The organism is Streptomyces sp. NPDC021115, assembly GCF_044333065.1.
In the GTDB taxonomy this organism is placed as follows: Bacteria; Actinomycetota; Actinomycetes; order Streptomycetales; family Streptomycetaceae; genus Streptomyces.
In genome coordinates, this window is the sequence record NZ_JBIRQF010000002.1 from 135,791 (window position 1) to 155,384 (window position 19,594).

A 19,594-nucleotide genomic window follows, 5' to 3' on the forward strand; every position below is an offset into this window, starting at 1 on the left:
CCGCCGCGGGGTCATGGGGAGATCATCGCTCACAGGAGTGACAACTGCGCCGGACCCGGGGGTCCGGCGGGGGCGGGCGGCTCGGGGACGGCCCGGTGCGCGCCGGGTTCGTACGGGCCGATGCCGTACTCGGCGGCGAGGTCGTGCACGATCCCGGTGATCCGCCGCTGGTACCACTTCGGTGCGTACGAACCGCCCTCGTACAGCGCGTCGTAGCGCTTCAGCAGCCGCGGATGGTGCCGGGTGAGCCAGGCCGTGAACCATTCGCGGGCGCCGGGGCGCAGATGCAGCACCAGTGGGGTCACGGAGGTCGCGCCGGCTTCGGCGACCGCGCGGACGGTCGCGCGCAGCTGCTCGGGGGAGTCGCTGAGGAAGGGGATCACGGGGGCCATCAGCACCCCGCAGGGGACGCCGTGCTCGGAGAGGGTCCGTACGGCGTCGAGGCGCCGCTCGGGGGAGGGGGTGCCCGGTTCGACGCTGCGCCACAGCGCGCGGTCGGTGAAGCCGACGGAGACCGAGACGCCGACGTCGGTGACGCGGGCGGCGCGGCGCAGCAGCTCCAGGTCGCGCAGGATGAGCGTGCCCTTGGTGAGAATGGAGAAGGGGTTGGCGCGCTCGACGAGCGCGCCGAGGATGCCGGGCATGAGCTGGTAGCGGCCTTCGGCGCGCTGGTAGCAGTCCACGTTGGTGCCCATGGCGATGTGCTCGCCGCGCCAGCGCGGGGCGGCCAGCTCGCGCCGCAGCAGCTCCGGGGCGTTGACCTTGACGACGACCTGGGTGTCGAAGTCGTACCCGGTGTCGAGGTCGAGATAGCTGTGGGTCTTGCGCGCGAAGCAGTAGACGCAGGCGTGGGTGCAGCCGCGGTACGGGTTCACTGTCCATTCGAACGGCATCCGGGACGCCCCTGGCACCCGGTTGACGATCGAACGTGCGCGGATCTCGTGAAAGGTGATGCCGCGGAACTCGGGGGTGTCGAACGTCCGAGAGATCACCGCGTCGGCGGCGAAGAGGGCCGGGGTGGCCGCCTCGCCGCCGCCTGTCAGGTTGTCCCAGCGCATGGCACGCACCTCCGGGGTCTCGCTCACTACCACAATAGAACACATGTTCCCTTCGTTTCCGTCAACCCCGAATTTGGGCGGGTGACCCGCAGGTGGTTGGCTTGCCAGCGCAGCGCATGGCAACGCAACCATCGGAGGCAAGAGCAATGGGCCAGGTCGAGGCCACCACGGAGCGCATCGTCACGGGCAAGCCCGAGGACGTGTTCGACGCGCTCGCCGACTACCGCGAGGTCCGCCCCAAACTGCTCACCGAGCAGTTCAGCGAGTACGAGGTCCGCGAGGGCGGCGACGGAGAGGGCACCTTGGTGCACTGGCGGCTCCAGGCCACCAGCAAGCGGGTGCGTGACTGCCTGCTGGAGGTCTCCGAGCCGACCGACGGTCAGCTCGTGGAGAAGGACCGCAACTCCTCCATGGTCACCACCTGGACCGTCACCCCGGCCGGGGAGGGCAAGGCGCGGGTCGTCGTGACCTCGGTGTGGAACGGCGCGGGCGGCATCGGCGGCTTCTTCGAGCGCACCTTCGCGCCCAAGGGTCTCGCCCGCATCTACGACGGCGTGCTGGAGAAGCTCGCGGCCGAACTCCCCGCCCAGAGCGCCCAGTAGCCATGGTCACCGGTTCGGGTGGTTTTCTCCGCGGTGCGCTCGACAGGCGCACCCGCTCCCACTTGCGGTAAAGCCGCCCGGACCCGTCTCTTTATCGATTCGTCGCGCTTGCCCCCAGTTGTCGCGTAATGCGAGAAAAGGGCGGCGGCGCAGGCGTGACGAGGGGAGACAGACGTGGGCGGGATCACCGAGACCACCTTCGCGAAGGGCCACCGGTCGGCAGGCGCACCCGCCCGCGCCTCCGGCGGAACCGGCTCCGGGCCCGGAACCGGCTCCGGGTCCGGAACCGCGTCCGGGCCCGGTGACGGACCGGGCGACGGCGACAGACCCGGCACCACCACAGGAGCAGCCGGCGACGCCCCCGCCGGGGCCGGGCTCAGCCCGGCCCGGGTGCGGACGGTCTTCCTCGGGCTGATGCTCGCCCTGCTGCTGGCCGCCCTCGACCAGACGATCGTCGCCACCGCCCTCCCCGAGATCGTCGGCGAACTGCACGGCCTGGACAAGATGTCCTGGACCGTCACCTCCTACCTCCTCGCCGTCACCATCGTGCTGCCCGTCTACGGCAAGCTCGGCGATCTCATCGGCCGCAAGAGCGTCTTCATCTTCGCGATCGTCGTCTTCGTCGTGGGCTCCGCGCTCGCCGGATGGTCGCGCACGATGGACGAGCTGATCGTCTTCCGCGCGGTGCAGGGCGTGGGCGCCGGAGGGCTGATGATCGGCGTCCAGGCGATCATCGCCGACATCGTGCCGCCACGGGAGCGCGGCCGCTACATGGGGCTCATCGGCGCCGCGTTCGGCCTCGCCTCGGTGGCCGGACCGCTGATCGGCGGCTTCTTCACCGACCGTGCCTCCTGGCGCTGGTGCTTCTACGCCAACGTCCCCTTCGGCCTGGTCACGCTCGCCGTCGTGGCCGCCGTCCTCAAGGTGCCCGAACCGCTGCGGCGGCCGCGCTTCGACTTCCTGGGCGCCCTGTTCCTCACCATGTTCTCCACCTGCACCATCCTGCTGACCAGTTGGGGCGGTACGGAGTACAGCTGGCACTCGCGCGTCATCCTCGGGCTCGCCCTGGGCGCGGCGGGCTCGGCGATCCTCTTCGTCGTCGTGGAGTGCGTCGTCCCCGAACCGCTCATGCCGATGCGCATGTTCCGCGATTCGGTCTTCTGCGTCTCCGGGCTCATCGGCACGGTCGTCGGCGTCGCGCTGTTCGGCGCCGCCAGCTATCTGCCCACCTTCCTCCAGATGGTCGACGGCGTCTCCGCCACCGAGTCGGGGCTGCTGATGGTGCCCATGATGGGCGGCATGGTGCTGGCGTCGATCGCCGCCGGTCAGCTCATCAGCGCCACCGGCCGCTACAAGGTCTTCCCCGTGGTCGGCGGCCTCATCTCGATCGGCGGCATGTGGCTGCTGTCCCGGCTGGAGGAGGACACCTCCCGCCAGGACTACAGCCTCTGGATGGGCGTCCTCGGGCTGGGCATCGGGCTGGTGCTGCCGGTGCTGATCCTCTCCGTGCAGAACTCCGTGTCGCCCGCCGACCTCGGCTCCGCCACCAGCGCCAACAACTACTTCCGGCAGATCGGCGGCAGCGTCGGCGCGGCCATCTTCGGCACCCTCTTCGCCCATCGGCTCGCCGACCGCCTCGCCGACGAGTTCCCCAAGGGCACGGGCGGCCGGGCCGACGGCGGCCCGGAGCTGCCCGACCCCGACTCCGTCACCCCGCAGATCGTGCACGCCATGCCGCGCGCCCTGCGCGACGGCTACATCACGGCGTACGCGGACGCCATACCGCGGATCTTCCTCTATCTCGTGCCGGTGCTCGTCCTGGGCTTCCTGCTCGCCTTCCTGCTGAAGGAGAAACCTCTGGTGTCCCACACCGACTTCGCCGTCCAGCCAGACCCCGGCGTCCAGCCGGATCCCGTCGTCCAGCCGGACCCCGTCGTACCGGCGGCGCGCTCGGTGCCCCGGCACGCCGCCCCGCCGCCCCCACCGCCCGTCGCGGGCATCCCGGTGTGCGGCACCGTCCAGCACCACGACGGCACCTCGGTCCCGCGGGCCGCGCTCACCCTCATCGACGTCAGCGGCCGTCAGATCGGGCGCGGCGCCACCGGCGAGGACGGGCGGTACGCGCTGAGCACGCCGGGAACCGGGGCGTACGTCCTGATCGCGGCGGCCGGAGGCCACCAGCCGCGGGCGGTCAGCGTCACCGTCGGCGACCGCCCGGTCGAGCTGGACGTGGTGCTGGGCGGCGCGGGCCGCCTCGCCGGTTCCGTGCTCACCGCGGACGGTACGCCCGTACGGGACGCCACGGTCACCCTCACCGACGTACGCGGCGAGGTGGTGGCCTCCACGCGCAGCGGACGCGAAGGGGGCTATGTCATGACCGAGCTGGTCGCAGGGGAGTACACCCTGGCCTCCAGCGCGCCCGCGTTCCGCCCCGCCGCCCTCCCCGTCACCGTGCAGGCCGCCCGCGAGACCCGCCAGGACATCGAACTGGCCGGTGGCGCGGTGCTGCGCGGCGTCGTACGGGCCGGTGGCGGCCGCCTCGTGGAGGACGCCCGGGTCACGCTGCTGGACGCGGCAGGGAACGTGGTCGACACGGCGACGACCGCCGCGGACGGCGCCTTCCGCTTCATCGACCTGTCGGCGGGCGAGTACACGGTGATCGCCGCTGGCTACCCCCCGGTGGCGACGGTGCTCCAGGTGGCGGGCGGCGGGCGTACGGAACGCGATCTGCACCTGGGCCACGAGGACTGACCACCGGTCGGCTACCGATCACCGATCACCGGCCGCCCCGCCCCGGCCCCCGCCTTCCGCCGGGGGCCGGGGCGGAAGACTGTGCGCGGGACATCGCACGCGTGCCCGCAACCTCGCACCAGACAGCACCTATTCGGGTATTGGCCCGCGCTCCGGCCCGGCCCCGCCGTACCGTTGAAGAGGTGTCGCAGATCTTGCGTGCGAAGGAGTCTTCCGCCTATGGAGCAGGGCACGTCGCGCGGTGACGGCGGGCTGGGCGGCGCGCCCTGGGTACCGGCGCAGCGGACGGAGGTATCCGGCCGGATTCCGCTCGCCGTGGTCGTGGTCGACGCCGACGGGCTGGTCACGCACTGGAGTTCCGGCGCCCGCAGACTCTTCGGACGCACCCGCGAGCAGGCTCTCGGCGCGTCCGCCGTCGATCTGATGCCGGTTTCGGGAGCGCTGCGCGGCGCGGATCTGCCGGGCGCGGCGGGTGGGCCGTACGAGGCGTACGAGGTGCACGAGGCGGACCGCATACGCACGATGCCGCCGGGCCCCGCGCAGGACGACGCCTTCGGCGGTGGGCGGTACCCCACCGCGGGCCGCGCCCGGATGACCCCCTCGGACGACGCCGCCCAGGTCGACGTGGTGTGGTGGGCGTACCCACTCGCCGGACCCGGCCCCGAGCGGCTGCTGGTGCTGGCGGCGGACGCCTCGGGGCTCACCACGGGCGCCCCCGACGAGCGCTTCGCGCCGGGTTTCGCGCTGCACACCGAGTTCCCCGGCGCCGAGCTGCTGGCCGGGCGGCTGCCGGACATCCTGCCCAACATGGGCCCGGCCGCCGCCGGCCGCATCGTCGCCCAGGTTCTCGAACTCGGCTATCCGGTGCTGGAGATCAGCCACCACGCACGGGTCCCGGTGACGCCGGACTGGGGCATGCCCCGCTACCGCGAGCGCCAGGCCCGCCGCGCGGCCCGGCTCCGCGTGGCCGCCGAGCGGCCGCCGTCGTCCGTCCCCGGGGACGACGGCCCCGACGATCTCGAAGAAGACCTCGAAGACGATCTCGAATACGCCGCCGTCCGCGAGCGCCTGGAGTTCCTGAACGAGGTCAGCGGCCGCATCGGCAGCTCCCTCGACCTGGCCCGCACCATCCGCGAGGTGACCAGCGCCGCCGTCCCGCGCTTCGCGGACTTCGCCGGTACGCATCTGCGCGCCCAGGTCCTCGCGGGCGAGGGCTTCCCCGATGGCCCGCCCGACGTCACCACCGTCTGGCACCGCGTCTGGGTCGAGCACAACGACGAACCGGGGCGCTGGGACGACACGGTGCCGGTCGGGGAGAGCATCGCGTTCCCCGAGCACACCCCGTTCTTCCAGTGCATGGTCACCGGCGAGCCCGTGCTCATCCCGTACATCAGCGACGAGTTGGGCGACCGGATCGCCGGACAGTTCGAGAAACGGGACCTGCGCCCGCTGATCAACGGCCGGTCGATCCTCATCGTGCCCCTCAAGGCGCGCGACGTGGTGCTCGGCTTCATGGTGCTGCTGCGCCGCGCGGGCCGTGAGGTGTTCGGCGACATGGACCGTACGACCGGTGCCGAACTCGCCGCCCGCGCCGGGCTCGTGCTCGACAACGCCCGGATGTACACGTACCAGGAGAACGTGGCGGAGACCCTCCAGGACAGCATGCTGCCCCAGGTGACGCCGCGCATGGCGGGCTGTGACACCGCCACCCGCTATCTGCCGGGCACCCGGCTGGGCCGGGTCGGCGGCGACTGGTTCGACGCCATCAAGCTGTCCGGTTCGCGCACCGCGCTCGTCGTCGGCGATGTGATGGGGCACGGGCTGAACTCGGCCGCGATGATGGGCCAGTTGCGCACCGCCGTGCAGACCATGGCCGCGCTCGATCTGCCGCCCGCGCAGCTGCTGCGCCACCTGGACGACCTGGCGCAGCGGCTCGGCGAGCACTATCTGGCCACCTGTCTGTACGCGGTCTACGACCCGATCCGCTCCGAGCTGCTGCTGGCCAACGCGGGCCACATCCCGCCCGTCCTGGTGCGCGCCCAGGACGGCGGCAGCGCGCTGCTGGACCTGCCGACCGGCGCGCCGATCGGCGTGGGCGGGGTGCCCTTCGAGACGGCCACGGTGCGGGTCGCGCCCGGCGACCGGCTCATCCTGTGCACGGACGGCCTGGTGGAGGTGCGCGGTCAGGACATCGGCGCCGGGCTCGCGGCGCTGTGCGAGTCCGCCGCCCATCCGGCTGCGTCGATGGACGACGCGTGCGACACCGTCATCCGCGCGCTGGGTCAACGCGGCGGCCGCAAGGACGATGTGGCGCTGCTGATGGCCCGGCTGAACGGCATCCCCTCCGACGACGTCGCCCAGTGGCGGCTGGCACTCGACCCGGCCGAGGTGGGCCGGGCCCGCCGCCTGGTCCGGGAGCGGCTGCTGCGCTGGGGCCTGCCGCACGCCGTGGAGACCGCCGAACTGCTCGTCAGCGAGGCCGTGACCAACGCGGTGCGGCACGCCCACACCCACCATGTGGTGCTGCGTCTGGTCCGCACCGAGGCGCTGCTGTGCGAGGTCGCGGACGACGACCACGAACTGCCCGCGCTGCTGGACGCCCGCCAGGACGACGAGTACGGGCGCGGGCTGCGGGTGATCAGTGAGCTGGCGAGGGAGTGGGGTACGAGCCGGACGCGGCAGGGCAAGACCGTCTGGTTCGAGCAGGCGCTGACGGGCCCCGCACATCGCGGTGCGGACTGACGGAACGACGGACGGACGGGGAGCGGCGATGAGCGTGTCGGAGCGTTACCGGGAAGCGTGGGAGAGCTACTGGCGGGAGACCTCGGACGCCCCGGGGGAGGCCATCTGGGACGCCGACCCGGCGCTGAGCGCCGCCCGGGACGTCGACCGCCTGGTCCCGCACGCCGACCTCTCCCTCCCTGTCGTCGATCTGGGCTGCGGAAACGGCACCCAGACCCGCTATCTGGCCACTCGCTTCGGCCGTGCGGTGGGCGTCGACCTGTCCCATGCGGCGGTCGCGCACGCGCGGCGCGCGGACACGGCGCGGAGCGCCGAGTTCCGGCAGCTGAGCCTCACGGACGCGGCGGCCGTGCGGGCGCTGCGCGACGGCCTCGGCGATGTCAACATCTATATGCGCGCTGTCATCCACCAGAGTGATGCCCCCGACCGCCGCCCGGTCGCCGAGGCGGTGGCCACTCTGGTCGGCCGCCGCGGCCGGGGCTTCCTCGCGGAGCTGACGGAGGAGTCCAAGACGACGCTGGCCCGGCTGGCCGAGACCCCCGGCGGCCCGCCGCTGAAGCTCCGCCGCGTCTTCGACCACGGCCTCAAGCCCGCCGACGCGGGGGATACCGAGGTGCCGGAGCTGCTGGCGGCGGCGGGTCTGAGGATTCTGGCCGAGGGCCCCACGGCCCTGGCCCAGACGGAGCAATGGGCCGACGGTTCACGGGTGGAGCTCCCGGCCCGGTGGTTCGTGGTGGCCCGTGCGGAGGAGGGCTAGAGGGGTTATCCACAGGGGTGGTTCGGTCCCGGTACAGCGCGTAACGTAACGAACCATGAAGATCCTCATCAGCGCTGATATGGAGGGTGCCACCGGCGTGACCTGGCCGGGGGACGTGCTGCCCGGCACCCCGCAGTGGGAGCGCTGCCGACCCCTGTTCACCTCGGATGTGAACGCGGCGGTGCTGGGGTTCTTCGACGGCGGTGCGGACGAGGTGCTCATCAACGAGGCGCACTGGTCCATGCGCAATCTGCTGCTGGAGAAGCTGGACCCGAGAGCGCAGATGGTCACCGGTCGGCACAAGACGCTGAGCATGGTCGAGGGCGTGCAGCACGGTGATGTGGACGGGGTGGCGTTCATCGGCTACCACACCGGCGCGGGCACCGAGGGCGTGCTCGCCCACACCTATCTCCCCAACTCCGTGACCGGGGTATGGGCGAACGGCGCCCGGGCGAGCGAAGGGCTGCTCAACGCGCTCGTGGTCGCCGAGTACGGCGTGCCGGTGGTGCTGGTCACCGGCGACGATCTGACCTGCGAGGACGCCAAGGGCTATGCGCCGGACGCCCGGTGTGTCGCCGTCAAGGACTACGTCTCGCGGTACGCGGCGGTGTGCCGCACCCCCGCCCGCACCGCGGCCGACATCCGGGAGGCCGCGCGGGAGGCCACCGTGCTGGCGGTCCGCCACGAGCCCCCGCACCGGGGCCCGTTCACGATCGAGCTGGAATTCGACGCCGAGCATCTGGTGGGGGCGGCGAGCGTCGTACCGGGCGTGGAGCACAGCGGCGAGCGTCGCGTCGCCTACACCTCACCGACCATGTACGAGGGGATCCGCTGCTTCAAGGCGGTCACGACCGTCGTATCGGCCGCGGTGGAGGAGCAATATGGCTGACACGATTGACGCTCAGGCGCTGGAGGAGGTGGTGCGGTTCACCTCCGAGCTGATCGCGATCGACACCACCAACCGCGGCGGAGGGGAGTGCTCGGAGCGCCCGGCCGCCGAGTACGTGGCGGAGATGCTGAGCGATGTGGACATCGACCCCACGCTGCTGGAGCGGTCGCCGGGGCGCACCAACGTGGTCGCCCGCATCGAGGGCACCGACCGTGCCGCGCCCGCGCTGCTCGTCCACGGACATCTGGACGTGGTGCCCGCCGAGCCCGCCGACTGGACCGTGCACCCCTTCTCCGGCGAGGTGCGCGACGGGGTGGTGTGGGGCCGCGGCGCCATCGACATGAAGAACATGGACGCGATGGTCCTCGCCGTCGTCCGGGCCTGGGCCCGGGCCGGGGTGCGGCCCCGCCGGGACATCGTGCTGGCCTTCACCGCCGACGAGGAGGACAGCGCCGCCTGGGGCTCCGGCTATCTCGCCGACCGGCACCCGGAGCTGTTCGAGGGCTGCACCGAGGGCATCAGCGAATCCGGCGCCTTCACCTTCCACGCCGGGCCCGGGCTGCGGCTCTACCCCATCGCGGCGGGGGAGCGCGGCACGGCCTGGCTGAAGCTCACCGCCCACGGCCGGGCCGGGCACGGCTCGAAGGTCAACCGGGCCAACGCGGTCAGCCGACTGGCCGCCGCCGTCGCCCGCATCGGCGACCACCGCTGGCCGGTGCGGCTGACGCCCACCGTCAAGGCGGCGCTCACCGAGATCGCCGCCCTCCAGGACATCCCGGCCGATGTGGACGCGCCCGACTTCGACGTCGACGAGCTGCTCGCCAAGCTGGGCCCTGCCGCCGCGCTCATCGAGCCGACCGTGCGCAACAGCGCCAACCCGACGGTCCTGGAGGCCGGTTACAAGATCAATGTGATCCCCGGCAGCGCGAGCGCCTACATCGACGGGCGGATGCTGCCCGGCGGCGAGGACGAGTTCCGGGACACCCTCGACCGGCTCACCGGCCCCGATGTCGACTGGGAGTTCCACCACCGCGAGGTCCCCCTCCAGGCCCCGGTCGGGCCCGAGGCGCCCACGTACGAGGCGATGCGTGCCGCCGTCCAGCGCTTCGACCCGGGCGGCCATGCCGTGCCGTACTGCATGTCGGGCGGCACCGACGCCAAGCAGTTCTCCCGGCTCGGCATCCGCGGCTACGGCTTCTCGCCGCTGCGGCTGCCCGAGGGCTTCGACTACCAGGCGCTCTACCACGGCGTGGACGAGCGGGTGCCGGTCGACGCCCTGCACTTCGGGGTCCGGGTGCTCGACGACTTCCTCCAGAGGGCGTGAGCCGGTGGTGCAGGAAGTGACGGCCCCGGCCCCGTACGGGACGTGGCGCTCCCCGATCGACGCCGCCCTCGCCGCCTCGCACGACGGCCACCCCGAGTACGTGGGCACGGTCGGGCCCGAGGTGTGGTGGACCGCGCCCCGCCCCGCCGAGGGCGGCCGCCGCGCGCTGATCCGGCTGCGGCCCGACGGCACCGAGGAGCCGGTCCTGCCCCCGCCGTGGAACGTGCGCAGCACGGTCATGGGCTACGGCGGCACCCCGTGGGCCGCGGCCCCCCGCCCGCACGGCGGCCCGCTGGTGGTGTTCGTCCACTTCGCCGACCAGCGGCTGTACGCGTACGAACCGGACGCCCCGGCGGGCACCCCGCCGCGCCCGCTGACCCCGGTGTCGGAGGTGGGCGAGGGGCTGCGCTGGGCCGACCTCCGGCTGCCTCCGGGGCGGGGTGAGGTGTGGTGCGTGCTGGAGGAGTTCACGGGGGAGCGGCCGACCGACGTACGGCGGGTGATCGCCGCCGTACCGCTCGACGGCTCGGCCGCCGAGGACCGCACGGCCGTGCGCGAACTCACCGACGCCCGCCATGACTTCGTCACCGGCCCCCGCCTCTCCGCCGACGGCCGCCGCGTGGCGTGGATCGCCTGGGACCACCCCCAGATGCCGTGGGACGGCACGGTGGTGATGGTCGCCGACGTAACGGACGACGGCCCGTTCGCCGGGGTGAGACCGCTCGTGGGAGACACCGATGAATCGGTGGCGCAGGCCGAGTGGGCGGATGACGGTTCGCTGCTGTTCGTCTCGGACCTCGGAGGCTGGTGGCAGCTGGAGCGGATCGACGCCGACGCGGCGGGCGGGGACGTCATCGCGAGCAGCACGCTGTGTCCTCGGCAGGAGGAATTCGGGGGGCCGTTGTGGAAGCTCGGGCACCGTTGGTTCGCGCCGATGGACGGTGGGCTCGTCGCCGTGCTGCACGGGCGGGGCGCGCAGACGCTCGGGATCCTCGACCCCAGGACCGGTGAGCTGGCCGATGTCGCCGGGCCGTGGACCGAGTGGGAGCCGACGCTCGCCGTGGACGGCGACCGGGTCATCGGCGTCGCCGCCAGCCCGCGCAGCGGGCACGAGGTCGTGGAGCTGGACACCCGTACCGGCCGCGCCCGCGTCATCGGCAGTGCCCACACCGACCCCGTCGACCCCGCGTACTACCCGGAGCCCCAGGTCCGCACCTTCACCGGGGCGGACGGCCGGGAGATCCACGCGCACCTCTACCCGCCCCACAACCCCGGCCACACCGCGCCGCCCGGCGAGCTGCCGCCTTACGTGGTGTGGGCGCACGGCGGGCCCACCGGGCGGGCGCCGCTCGTGCTCGATCTGGAGATCGCGTACTTCACCTCGCGCGGCATCGGTGTCGCCGAGGTCAACTACGGCGGGTCCACCGGCTACGGCCGCGCCTACCGTGACCGGCTGCGCGAGCGGTGGGGCGTGGCCGATGTCGAGGACTGCGCCGCCGTCGCCGGGGCGCTCGCCGACGAGGGCGTCGCCGACCGGGCCCGGCTGGCGATCCGCGGCGGCAGCGCGGGCGGCTGGACGGCGGCCGTGTCGCTGACCGCCACCGGGCTGTACGCGTGCGGCACGGTCATCTACCCGATCCTCGACCCCGCCGCCTGGGCCAGCGGCGAGACCCATGACTTCGAGTCGCGGTACACGGAGTCGCTGATCGGCCCGGTGGCCGAGGTCCCGGACCGCTACCGGGAGCGTTCGCCGCTGCACCGGGTCGACCGGATCACCGCGCCGTTCCTGCTGCTCCAGGGGCTGGACGACACGATCTGCCCGCCCGTTCAGTGCGAGCGGTTCGTGGCGGCGATGGCGGGGCGAGGGGTGCCGCACGCGTATCTCACCTTCGAGGGAGAGGGGCACGGCTTCCGCCGCGCCGACACCATGGTCCGCGCGCTGGAGGCCGAACTGTCCCTGTACGCCCGGGTTTTCGGCCTCTCCGAGGCCGGGGTGCCCCCGCTGGAGCTGCGCACATGACCGCGCCCCGCACCGCATCGGCCGCGGGGGAGCGGTAGCGTGAGCGACAGCGCCGAGATCCGACATGCGATCAAGGCCCGACATGCGAACTCTTTCGCCATCATTCGTATCGGAGGGACCAGTTGACACCCGCACGGGCCCCGCGCCACGTCGGCCGTGAGCCGCTGCCCACCGCCCTGGCCGGTGGGTGGCCGCAGGGCGGCGAGCCCGAGACCTGGCTGCTCAGCGTCTCCGCCTTCACCGCCGCCCTGGACGCCGCCGCACCCGGCAAGATCCTCGACGCCGAGGAGCAGGAGCGGGCCGGGAGGTTCCTGCGCGCCGAGGACCGGGAGCGGTACGCGGCGGCCCATGTGGGGCTGCGGCAGCTGCTCGGCGGCTATCTGGGCGTGGACCCGGCGGCCGTTCCGTTCACCCGGGAGTCCTGCCCCGGCTGCGGTGGCCCGCACGGCCGCCCCGCAGTGGTCGGCGCCCCGCTCCACTTCAATATGTCGCACGCCGGTGACCTGGTGCTCTTCGCGTTCGCCGGGGCTCCGGTCGGGGTCGATGTGGAGAAGCTCCAGCCCGCTTCCGTGGTGGAGCAGGTGGCCCAGAGCCTGCACCCCAGGGAGCGCGCCGAGCTGGACGCGCTGCCGACCGCCGACCGGCCCGCCGCCTTCGGGCGCTGCTGGACGCGCAAGGAGGCGTATCTGAAGGGCATCGGCACCGGGCTGTCCCAGGACCCGGCGAAGGACTACGTCGGCACCGGCCGGGAGCCGGTGCCGGTGGGGCCGTGGGTGCTGCTCGACGTACCGGTGGAGTCCGGTTACGCGGCGGCCATGGCCCTGCGCGGCGGCCCCGGCCGGACCGAATAGCCCGGCCGGTGCCCGCGAGGGGGTGCCCGCGAGGGGGCACCCGCGAAGGATCAGGGCGCGGAGGGTGCGGGCGCCGGGGCGGGGGCCTTGGTGTCCGCCCCGGCCCCGGTCCCCGTCCCGGCCGCCGGGCGGCGCAGCAGGTAGACGCCGATCACGGCGACCAGGGAGGCGGCGGAGAGCGAGTAGAGCCCGCCGTTGGTGCTGCCCGTGGTCTCCTCCAGGTAGCCGAAGAGCGTCGGGGCGACGAACCCGCCCAGGTTGCCCAGGGAGTTGATCACGGCGAGCCCGGAGGCGGTGACCTTGGCGTCGAGGCTGGACTGGGCCAGCGGCCAGAAGAGGTTGGCGCCGCACTTGCTGCCGACGGCGGCCAGGGTGAGGGCCACGAGCCCGAACCACGGCGAGCCGAGCGTGGCGAGGAACGTGCCGACGGCCGACAGCACCAGCACGATGGCGAGGTACGGGCGCCGGTCCGGCATCCGGTCGGTGTAGCGGCTCATGGTGTACATGGCGATCACCGCGCAGATCCACGGGATGGCCGAGAGCAGCCCGATCTGGAAGGGCGAGAGACCGCCGATGTCGTCGACCAGGCTCGGCAGCCAGAAGGTGATGGCGTAGCCGGTCAGCGCCATGGCGAAGAAGACGAGGGTGAGCAGCGCGACCTGCGGGTGGAGCACCAGGCGCCACCGGGACACCCTGGGCTCGCGGCTGCGGGTTTCCCGGTCGCGTTCGAGCGCCGCGGTGAGGGCCGTACGCTCGTCGGCGCTGAGCCAGCGGGCGTCGCCGATCCGGGAGACGAGGAAGAACGCGGCGACGAGGCCCACCGCGATCGAGATGGCGCCCTCCATGGCGAACATCCAGCGCCAGCCCGCGAAGCCGCCGATGCCGTGCATTTCGAGGAACGCGCCGCTGATCGGGCCGGTGACGATGTACGCGGTCGCGGAGCCGCCGAGGAAGATGGCACTGGCCTTGCCCCGGTAGGAGTCCGGCAGCCAGGTGGTCATGTAGTACATGACGCCCGGGAAGAACCCCGCCTCCGCGATCCCGAGCAGGAAGCGCAGCACGTAGAAGGAGGTGGCGCCGTGCATGAAGCACATGGCGAGCGTCACCGCTCCCCAGCTGATCATGATGCGGGTGAGCCAGACGCGGGCGCCGAAGCGCTCCATGAGCATGTTGCTCGGCACTTCGAAGATGGCGTAGCTGATGAAGAACAGCCCCGCGCCCAGGCCGTACGCGGCGGCGCCGACTCCGATGTCGGCACTGAGGTCGTCCTGGACGAAACCGACGTTGGTGCGGTCCATCTGATTGACGACCAGCATCAACACCAGCATCGGCATGACGCGCCGCAAGAACTTGCTCACCGCCCGGTCGACCAGCTCCGGGGCGGGCGCCGCGTCCTGGCCGGGGGGTCCCTGCTGTGCCATGGTGCTCTCCTGGCGATACGTTCATCCCTGTGAACAGTCAACGGGTGGTGCGAGGGACCATACGGTCCTGTGTGTACTCGGTCAATGGTCCGTGAAGCACTTATTCCGCAGCGCTGACCAGGACTTCAGGTCTTCGCGTGGGGTTTAAGGATCAAGAGGGGGCGTCGCGCCCGTCGCGCGCGGCGTTCATGGATATGACCATAAGGGTGTGCTACCGCGAAAGCCGGTGGCGGAGGCACGGCCTCCGTACCATGATTGGCGAATGCCTGATCACGCGTATCTCGCCGAGGGAACCCGCACCGCCATCCGGCCCCATCGGCGTGCGGACGGCGCCGAATTCGTCCGGCTCGCGCGGGAGAGCGCCGCCTTCCATCACCCCTGGCTGACGCTGCCCACGACGGACGAGGCGTACGAGGGCTTCATCACGCAGCTGGAGCGGGAGGACCGGCACGGCTTCCTGGTCTGCGTACGGGAGACGGGCGCGCTCGCCGGATTCATCAACATCAACAACATCGTGCGCGGCGCGTTCCAGTGCGGCGCGATCGGCTACGGCGCCTTTCCGCCCACCGCAGGGCGCGGCCATATGTCCGAGGGGCTGGGACTGGTGCTGCGGCATGCCTTCGGGCCGCTCGGGCTGCACCGGATCGAGGTCAACATCCAGCCCGGTAACGAGGCGTCGGCCGCGCTCGTCAAGCGGCACGGCTTCCGGCACGAGGGCTTCTCGCCCGACTTCCTCTACATCGATGGCGCGTGGCGCGACCACGACCGCTGGGCCATCACGAGCGACATGCTGTCGGATTAGGTACGGGCACCCCCGCCCGGCCGGCCGGGGCGCCCGCGGGGTGGACGGGGAGTCAGCCGGGGTTGCGGTCCACGTACTCGAAGATCGACCCGTCCGGGTGGCGGGCCACCAGCATGCGGCCGGTGGGGGCGGGGATCGGGCCCGCGACGATCTGCGCGCCGACCGCCGTCAGATCGCTGATCGCCTCGTCCACGTCCTTCACCGCGATCGTCGCCGTGATCTTGCGGAGGATCTCCATCTCCGACTCCGGACCGCTCATCAGAAAGAAGCAGCCGACCGCCGCGACCGAGACACCGCCGCGCTGGAAGCGGGACGCCTCGGCTCCGGTGAGCCGTTCGTAGACGCTGATGGCGGAGTCCAGATCGTCGACGCAGACCCGCAGTGAAGTCCCCATGATGTCCATGCGGGCGAGCCTAGTTGAACCGCAACCGCACGTCAGACACGGCACAGCACCTCACCGTGCAGGACGCCGAACCAGCCGTCGTCCCGGCGGCCCCATTCGCGCCAGGCGTCCGCCACGTCCCGCAGCTCCGCCTCCGTGGCATGGCCGCCCTCCACCGCGCGCCGGGCGTACGAGGACGCGACCGTGCGGTCCGCCCACAGCCCGCTCCACCACGCCCGCTCCTCGGGGGTGGCGTAGCACCATGTGCCGGTGGTCGAGGTGAGGGCGGTTTCGGCGAAGCCCGCCTCCAGGGCCCAGGACCGCAACCGGCGTCCCGCGTCCGGCTCGCCGCCGTTGGCGCGCGCGACGCGTCGGTACAGGTCCAGCCAGGCGTCCAGTCCGGGGACCTGCGGATACCAGGTCATGGCGGCGTAGTCGCCGTCGCGGGCCGCGACGATGCCGCCCGGCTTGCACACCCGCCGCATCTCGCGCAGCGCCCGCACCGGGTCGCTGACGTGCTGGAGCACCTGATGGGCGTGGACGACGCAGAAGGAGTCGTCCGGGAAGTCCAGGTCGTGGACGTCGGCGACGGTGAAGCGGGTGTTGGTCAGCCCGCGCTCCTCGGCGACCGAACGTGCCCGTTCCAGAATGGCGGGTTCCGTGTCGACGCCGACGACCTCGCCCTGGGGCACCAGTTCGGCCAGGTCGGCGGTGATGGTGCCGGGTCCGCAGCCGATGTCCAGGACGCGCATGTGGGGCTTCAGATGGCCGGTGAGATAGGCCGCGGAGTTGGCGGCCGTGCGCCAGGTGTGCGAGCGCAGCACCGACTCGTGGTGTCCGTGGGTGTAGACGGCGTCGTTCGGCATGACGGAACTCCTCATCGAGCGTCTGGTCGACCGCGTACGGGAACGATCGCCACCGTACGTCGCATCTCGCATGACGAGAAGAGTTGTCTCGCAGTGTGGGCAAAGGTGGGCATGAGGAAGGGCGGCGGGGAACGGTCATCTCCCGTTCCCCGCCGCCCTCTTGGCGACATGTGGCACCCCTCAGGCGGGCGCCCGCCCCTGCTCCAGATCGCGCATGCTCACCACACCCACCGGGCGCCCCGCCCGGACCACCGGCAGCCGCCGCACCTCATGCCTTCGCATCAGCGCGGCCGCCTCCGCGATCTCCTCGTCGGGGCCGATGGTCACCGGGTCCGGGGTGCACACCAGATGGCAGCTGACCGTCAGCGGATCGACGCCGTCCGCGACCGCGCGCAGCGTGATGTCGCGGTCGGTGAGCACGCCCAGCAGCTCACCGTCGAGCGCCACGAACACCCCGCCGATGTCCTTCGCGCGCATCAGCTGCGCCGCTTCCACCAGCGAGGCATCAGGACGCACATAGGTGAATGTGGGCGTCATGACGTCTTTCACGTACTGAGGCATGTCGCTCGCCTTCTTGGGATGGGTCGGGGTGCAGGACGAGTCTTGCACCCCGCTGCGCCTCGGGTCCTTACGCCTCGGGGCGCAGGCCGAGCGCGGAGACCACCTCCTGTACGTTACGGAACGTCTCGTGGGCGGGCAGCTCCTGGGCCAGGGCGATCAGCCGGTCCGGTGCGTGCCGCTCGTGCAGGACGCGCAGCACCGCGCTCCGTTCCGCCGGGAACGTCGTACGGCCCAGATGGCGGGCGAACTCGAAGCGGAGCGTCTCCGCCTCGCCGATCGCCCCCGGTGCGGGCACCGGACCGGTCGTCACCTCCGGGTCGTCGTCGGCGGCGGGCTCCGGGTCGTGCCACTCCTCGACCCGGGTCGGATGGCCGGAACGGATCAGTCCCTGAAGCTCCTGCTTCATCTCGTCGTCCCGGTGAACGCTCAGCCGGTTGCTGCCTCGCTGCATGTCGGTCCCCTTCCTTCATGGGTCCGTGGTTGCTCGTGGGATGGTCATGTCCCCGAGATTCACCGCGTCGCGCCGCCGCCGCCCTCGTACGGCCAGCGCAGCAGTGCGCCCAGTCCCCCGACCGGGGCGTCGTTCGTGTCCTCCGCATCACCGCCGGGCGGCACCGTCAGCACCTCGGCGCCGGTGGCCGCGGCCGAGCGGATCAGCGCGTCGTCGGCGCGTGCCGCGGCGGGGTGGGCATCGCCCAGGTACTGGAGGTCGGTGCGGCGCATCGCCACCTGGTCCGGCTCGGCCCCCGCCCATACGTCGCGGTACAGATCGGTGCCGTCCGGCCGGATCAGCAGGGTGCCGATGCGGTGCTCGCGCGCCGCGTCGACCAGTGCCGGAACGCCTTCCGCCGCCGTCACACGGCCCTCCATGGGCACGCGGCCCGCCCGGAAGCGTTCCATCGCCTCCTCGGTGCGGTCGTGCAGATGCCGGGCCCGCACCTCGTCCACATCGCGGTCCAGCAGCCGGGCCGCGTGGGTACCTGGCGAGGCCGAGCCGGGGGCGCGGCCGCCGTGCGCGGTCTCCGCGGCCCGCTCGCGCAGCTGCTCCGGCAGCCGGTCGTGTACGGCGCGCCGCTCGCGCGCGTCCCCCACCAGCAGCACCAGATCGGCCCGCGTCTCCTCCTGGCGGGCCCGCAGCTCGTCCGCGATCAGCCCCGCGTTGTGCTCCCAGGTGTTCTCCGTCCGCAGCTGGAAGTGGCGCTCCGAGGGGTCGGCCGTCGCGGTGCGGTGCACCGGCCACCGCTGCCCGGCCACCTGCCCCACGGGCCGGTCGCCGCGCGCGCCGCGCAGCTCGAAGTCGGCGCCCGTGCGGTCGATGTACGCCACCAGGCAGGACGGATCATCGCCCGCCAGCCCCATCAGCGGCCCCACATGCGGCAGCGCCGACCAGCAGGCGTGGGGTGCGCCCTGCGGCGGCGCCGTCAGCGGCGGGTCGAGCACCACCTCGCCGTGCGAGGCGAACACGGCCCGGCCCACCGGCTCGGTCGCCGGTGTCACCGCGGTCAGCTCGTCGTACACCGCGCGGCAGGTGCGCGGGTCCGCGCCCTGCTGCTCCAGCCGACGGCACGCCTCACGGGCGGAGCGCTCGTGCTCCTCCGCGGCGGACTGGTCGGGGTGCGAGGTGTCGACGTAAACGGTCGCCCAGGGCCCTGGACGTTCGAACAGCGGATTCAGGAATCCGAGTCGCATGTACTCCCTCCCGGCGGTCCGGGTGTTTCGTCCCTCCCGCGTACCCGTCGCCACGGCATCGACACGGATTCATCAACGTCCGCGTCGGCAGGTTTGAGGGCTTCCGGCCCGGGGACCCGTCGCGTGGCCGAGCGGCCCGCAGGGAGTGAGGGTGGCGCCGGGCACGGGAGATCAGGGGCTCGTGCCCGGCGCCTCTGCGCGTTTTTTAACGGCGTGGCGCGCGGGTACCCGGCGCGCATGACTGACACCTCCGCGAACCCGGACCCGGCCGCGGACAATCCGCTGCTGGCCAGACACGATGAGGCGCTGGACCTGTTCACCGAGCGGGTGCACGCCGTACGGTCCGACCAGTGGGACGCCCCCACGCCCTGCACCGAGTGGACCGTGCGGGACCTGGTGAACCACCTCGCGGTCGAGCAGATGTGGGTGCCCGCGCTGCTGCGGGAGGGCGCGAGCGCGGGTGGCGGGACCGATGTCCTGTCCGGCGACCAGCTCGGCGACGACCCCGTCGCCACGTGGGACGCGGTCGCCGCCGTCGCCCGTACGGCCTTCAGGGAGACGGGCGCCCTGGACCGCACCGTCGCCCTCTCCTACGGGGCGAGCCCCGCCACGGAGTACTGCGCGCAGATGACCACCGACGCGACGGTCCACGCGTGGGACCTCTCCCGCGCCATCGGCGCCGACGAGCGGCTGCCGAAGCCGCTGGTCGACTTCTCGGTGCGCGAGGTGGCCCCGTACGCGGCCGAGCTGGAGAAGAGCGGTCTCTTCGCGGCCCCGGTCGAACCCCCGCCGAACGCCCCCGCCCAAACCAAACTCCTGGCCCTCCTGGGCCGCGAGCCGTAGCCCAGGGACACGTCGCCCCCACACCCCCGCCGCGGG

17 protein-coding genes are annotated in these 19,594 nt (G+C 72.5%); 10 read left to right on the forward strand and 7 right to left on the reverse strand.

The window, feature by feature from the left end:
* Positions 1-29: 29 nt before the first annotated feature.
* The gene (locus tag ACH4TL_RS06275) at positions 30-1,058 is read right to left on the reverse strand and encodes an Rv2578c family radical SAM protein (RefSeq protein ID WP_398311628.1); all 1,029 of its coding nucleotides are present in this window, start codon (positions 1,056-1,058) and stop codon (positions 30-32) included.
* 146 nt (positions 1,059-1,204) lie between these two features.
* On the opposite strand from ACH4TL_RS06275, the gene ACH4TL_RS06280 reads away from it, so the two are divergent.
* From ACH4TL_RS06280 to ACH4TL_RS06315, 8 genes are all read left to right on the forward strand, one after another.
* Positions 1,205-1,660, forward strand: coding sequence for an SRPBCC family protein (locus tag ACH4TL_RS06280; RefSeq protein WP_398311118.1), 456 nt, complete (start codon positions 1,205-1,207; stop codon positions 1,658-1,660).
* Between the two features lie 174 nt (positions 1,661-1,834).
* Positions 1,835-4,411 (forward strand): MFS transporter, encoded by a 2,577-nt coding sequence (locus ACH4TL_RS06285; protein ID WP_398311115.1) that lies wholly within the window; start codon positions 1,835-1,837, stop codon positions 4,409-4,411.
* A gap of 219 nt (positions 4,412-4,630) precedes the next feature.
* On the forward strand, positions 4,631-7,153 hold the full coding sequence (locus tag ACH4TL_RS06290) for a SpoIIE family protein phosphatase (RefSeq protein WP_398311112.1): 2,523 nt from the start codon (positions 4,631-4,633) through the stop codon (positions 7,151-7,153).
* Positions 7,154-7,181: 28 nt separating this feature from the next.
* Positions 7,182-7,910, forward strand: a complete 729-nt coding sequence (locus tag ACH4TL_RS06295) for a methyltransferase domain-containing protein (RefSeq protein WP_398311109.1) — start codon at positions 7,182-7,184, stop codon at positions 7,908-7,910.
* A 55-nt stretch (positions 7,911-7,965) separates the two neighbouring features.
* Positions 7,966-8,799 (forward strand): M55 family metallopeptidase, encoded by an 834-nt coding sequence (locus ACH4TL_RS06300; RefSeq protein WP_398311106.1) that lies wholly within the window; start codon positions 7,966-7,968, stop codon positions 8,797-8,799.
* On the forward strand, positions 8,792-10,123 hold the full coding sequence (locus tag ACH4TL_RS06305; protein WP_398311103.1) for a M20/M25/M40 family metallo-hydrolase: 1,332 nt from the start codon (positions 8,792-8,794) through the stop codon (positions 10,121-10,123). Before ACH4TL_RS06300 ends, ACH4TL_RS06305 begins: the two co-directional genes overlap by 8 nt.
* A 16-nt stretch (positions 10,124-10,139) precedes the next feature.
* Complete coding sequence (locus ACH4TL_RS06310) at positions 10,140-12,143, forward strand: prolyl oligopeptidase family serine peptidase (RefSeq protein WP_398311625.1); 2,004 nt, start codon at positions 10,140-10,142, stop codon at positions 12,141-12,143.
* Positions 12,144-12,265: 122 nt separating this feature from the next.
* The gene (locus tag ACH4TL_RS06315; RefSeq protein ID WP_398311100.1) at positions 12,266-12,994 is read left to right on the forward strand and encodes a 4'-phosphopantetheinyl transferase family protein; all 729 of its coding nucleotides are present in this window, start codon (positions 12,266-12,268) and stop codon (positions 12,992-12,994) included.
* Between the two features lie 50 nt (positions 12,995-13,044).
* On the opposite strand, the gene ACH4TL_RS06320 is transcribed toward ACH4TL_RS06315, so the two are convergent.
* Positions 13,045-14,415 (reverse strand): MFS transporter, encoded by a 1,371-nt coding sequence (locus tag ACH4TL_RS06320; protein WP_398311097.1) that lies wholly within the window; start codon positions 14,413-14,415, stop codon positions 13,045-13,047.
* Positions 14,416-14,677: 262 nt separating this feature from the next.
* On the opposite strand from ACH4TL_RS06320, the gene ACH4TL_RS06325 reads away from it, so the two are divergent.
* A complete protein-coding gene (locus ACH4TL_RS06325; protein WP_398311094.1) occupies positions 14,678-15,217 on the forward strand; it encodes a GNAT family N-acetyltransferase in 540 nt (179 codons plus the stop codon).
* A 52-nt stretch (positions 15,218-15,269) separates the two neighbouring features.
* Here the strand turns inward: ACH4TL_RS06325 and ACH4TL_RS06330 are convergent, their stop codons facing one another.
* The 5 genes from ACH4TL_RS06330 to ACH4TL_RS06350 all read right to left on the reverse strand — a co-directional run bounded on the left by ACH4TL_RS06330 (position 15,270) and on the right by ACH4TL_RS06350 (position 18,715).
* Positions 15,270-15,620 carry a VOC family protein gene (locus ACH4TL_RS06330; protein WP_398311091.1) on the reverse strand — a complete coding sequence of 117 codons (351 nt, stop codon included), beginning with the start codon at positions 15,618-15,620 and terminating at the stop codon, positions 15,270-15,272.
* A gap of 32 nt (positions 15,621-15,652) precedes the next feature.
* Positions 15,653-16,465 carry a class I SAM-dependent methyltransferase gene (locus ACH4TL_RS06335; protein ID WP_398311088.1) on the reverse strand — a complete coding sequence of 271 codons (813 nt, stop codon included), beginning with the start codon at positions 16,463-16,465 and terminating at the stop codon, positions 15,653-15,655.
* A gap of 180 nt (positions 16,466-16,645) precedes the next feature.
* Positions 16,646-17,026, reverse strand: a complete 381-nt coding sequence (locus ACH4TL_RS06340) for a CBS domain-containing protein (RefSeq protein WP_398311085.1) — start codon at positions 17,024-17,026, stop codon at positions 16,646-16,648.
* A 67-nt stretch (positions 17,027-17,093) separates the two neighbouring features.
* Positions 17,094-17,477, reverse strand: coding sequence for a DUF2795 domain-containing protein (locus ACH4TL_RS06345; RefSeq protein WP_398311082.1), 384 nt, complete (start codon positions 17,475-17,477; stop codon positions 17,094-17,096).
* Positions 17,478-17,536: 59 nt separating this feature from the next.
* Positions 17,537-18,715 carry a Vms1/Ankzf1 family peptidyl-tRNA hydrolase gene (locus ACH4TL_RS06350; RefSeq protein ID WP_398311079.1) on the reverse strand — a complete coding sequence of 393 codons (1,179 nt, stop codon included), beginning with the start codon at positions 18,713-18,715 and terminating at the stop codon, positions 17,537-17,539.
* A gap of 237 nt (positions 18,716-18,952) precedes the next feature.
* Between ACH4TL_RS06350 and ACH4TL_RS06355 the strand changes: the two genes are divergently transcribed.
* On the forward strand, positions 18,953-19,558 hold the full coding sequence (locus ACH4TL_RS06355) for a TIGR03086 family metal-binding protein (RefSeq protein WP_398311076.1): 606 nt from the start codon (positions 18,953-18,955) through the stop codon (positions 19,556-19,558).
* Positions 19,559-19,594 lie beyond the last annotated feature (36 nt).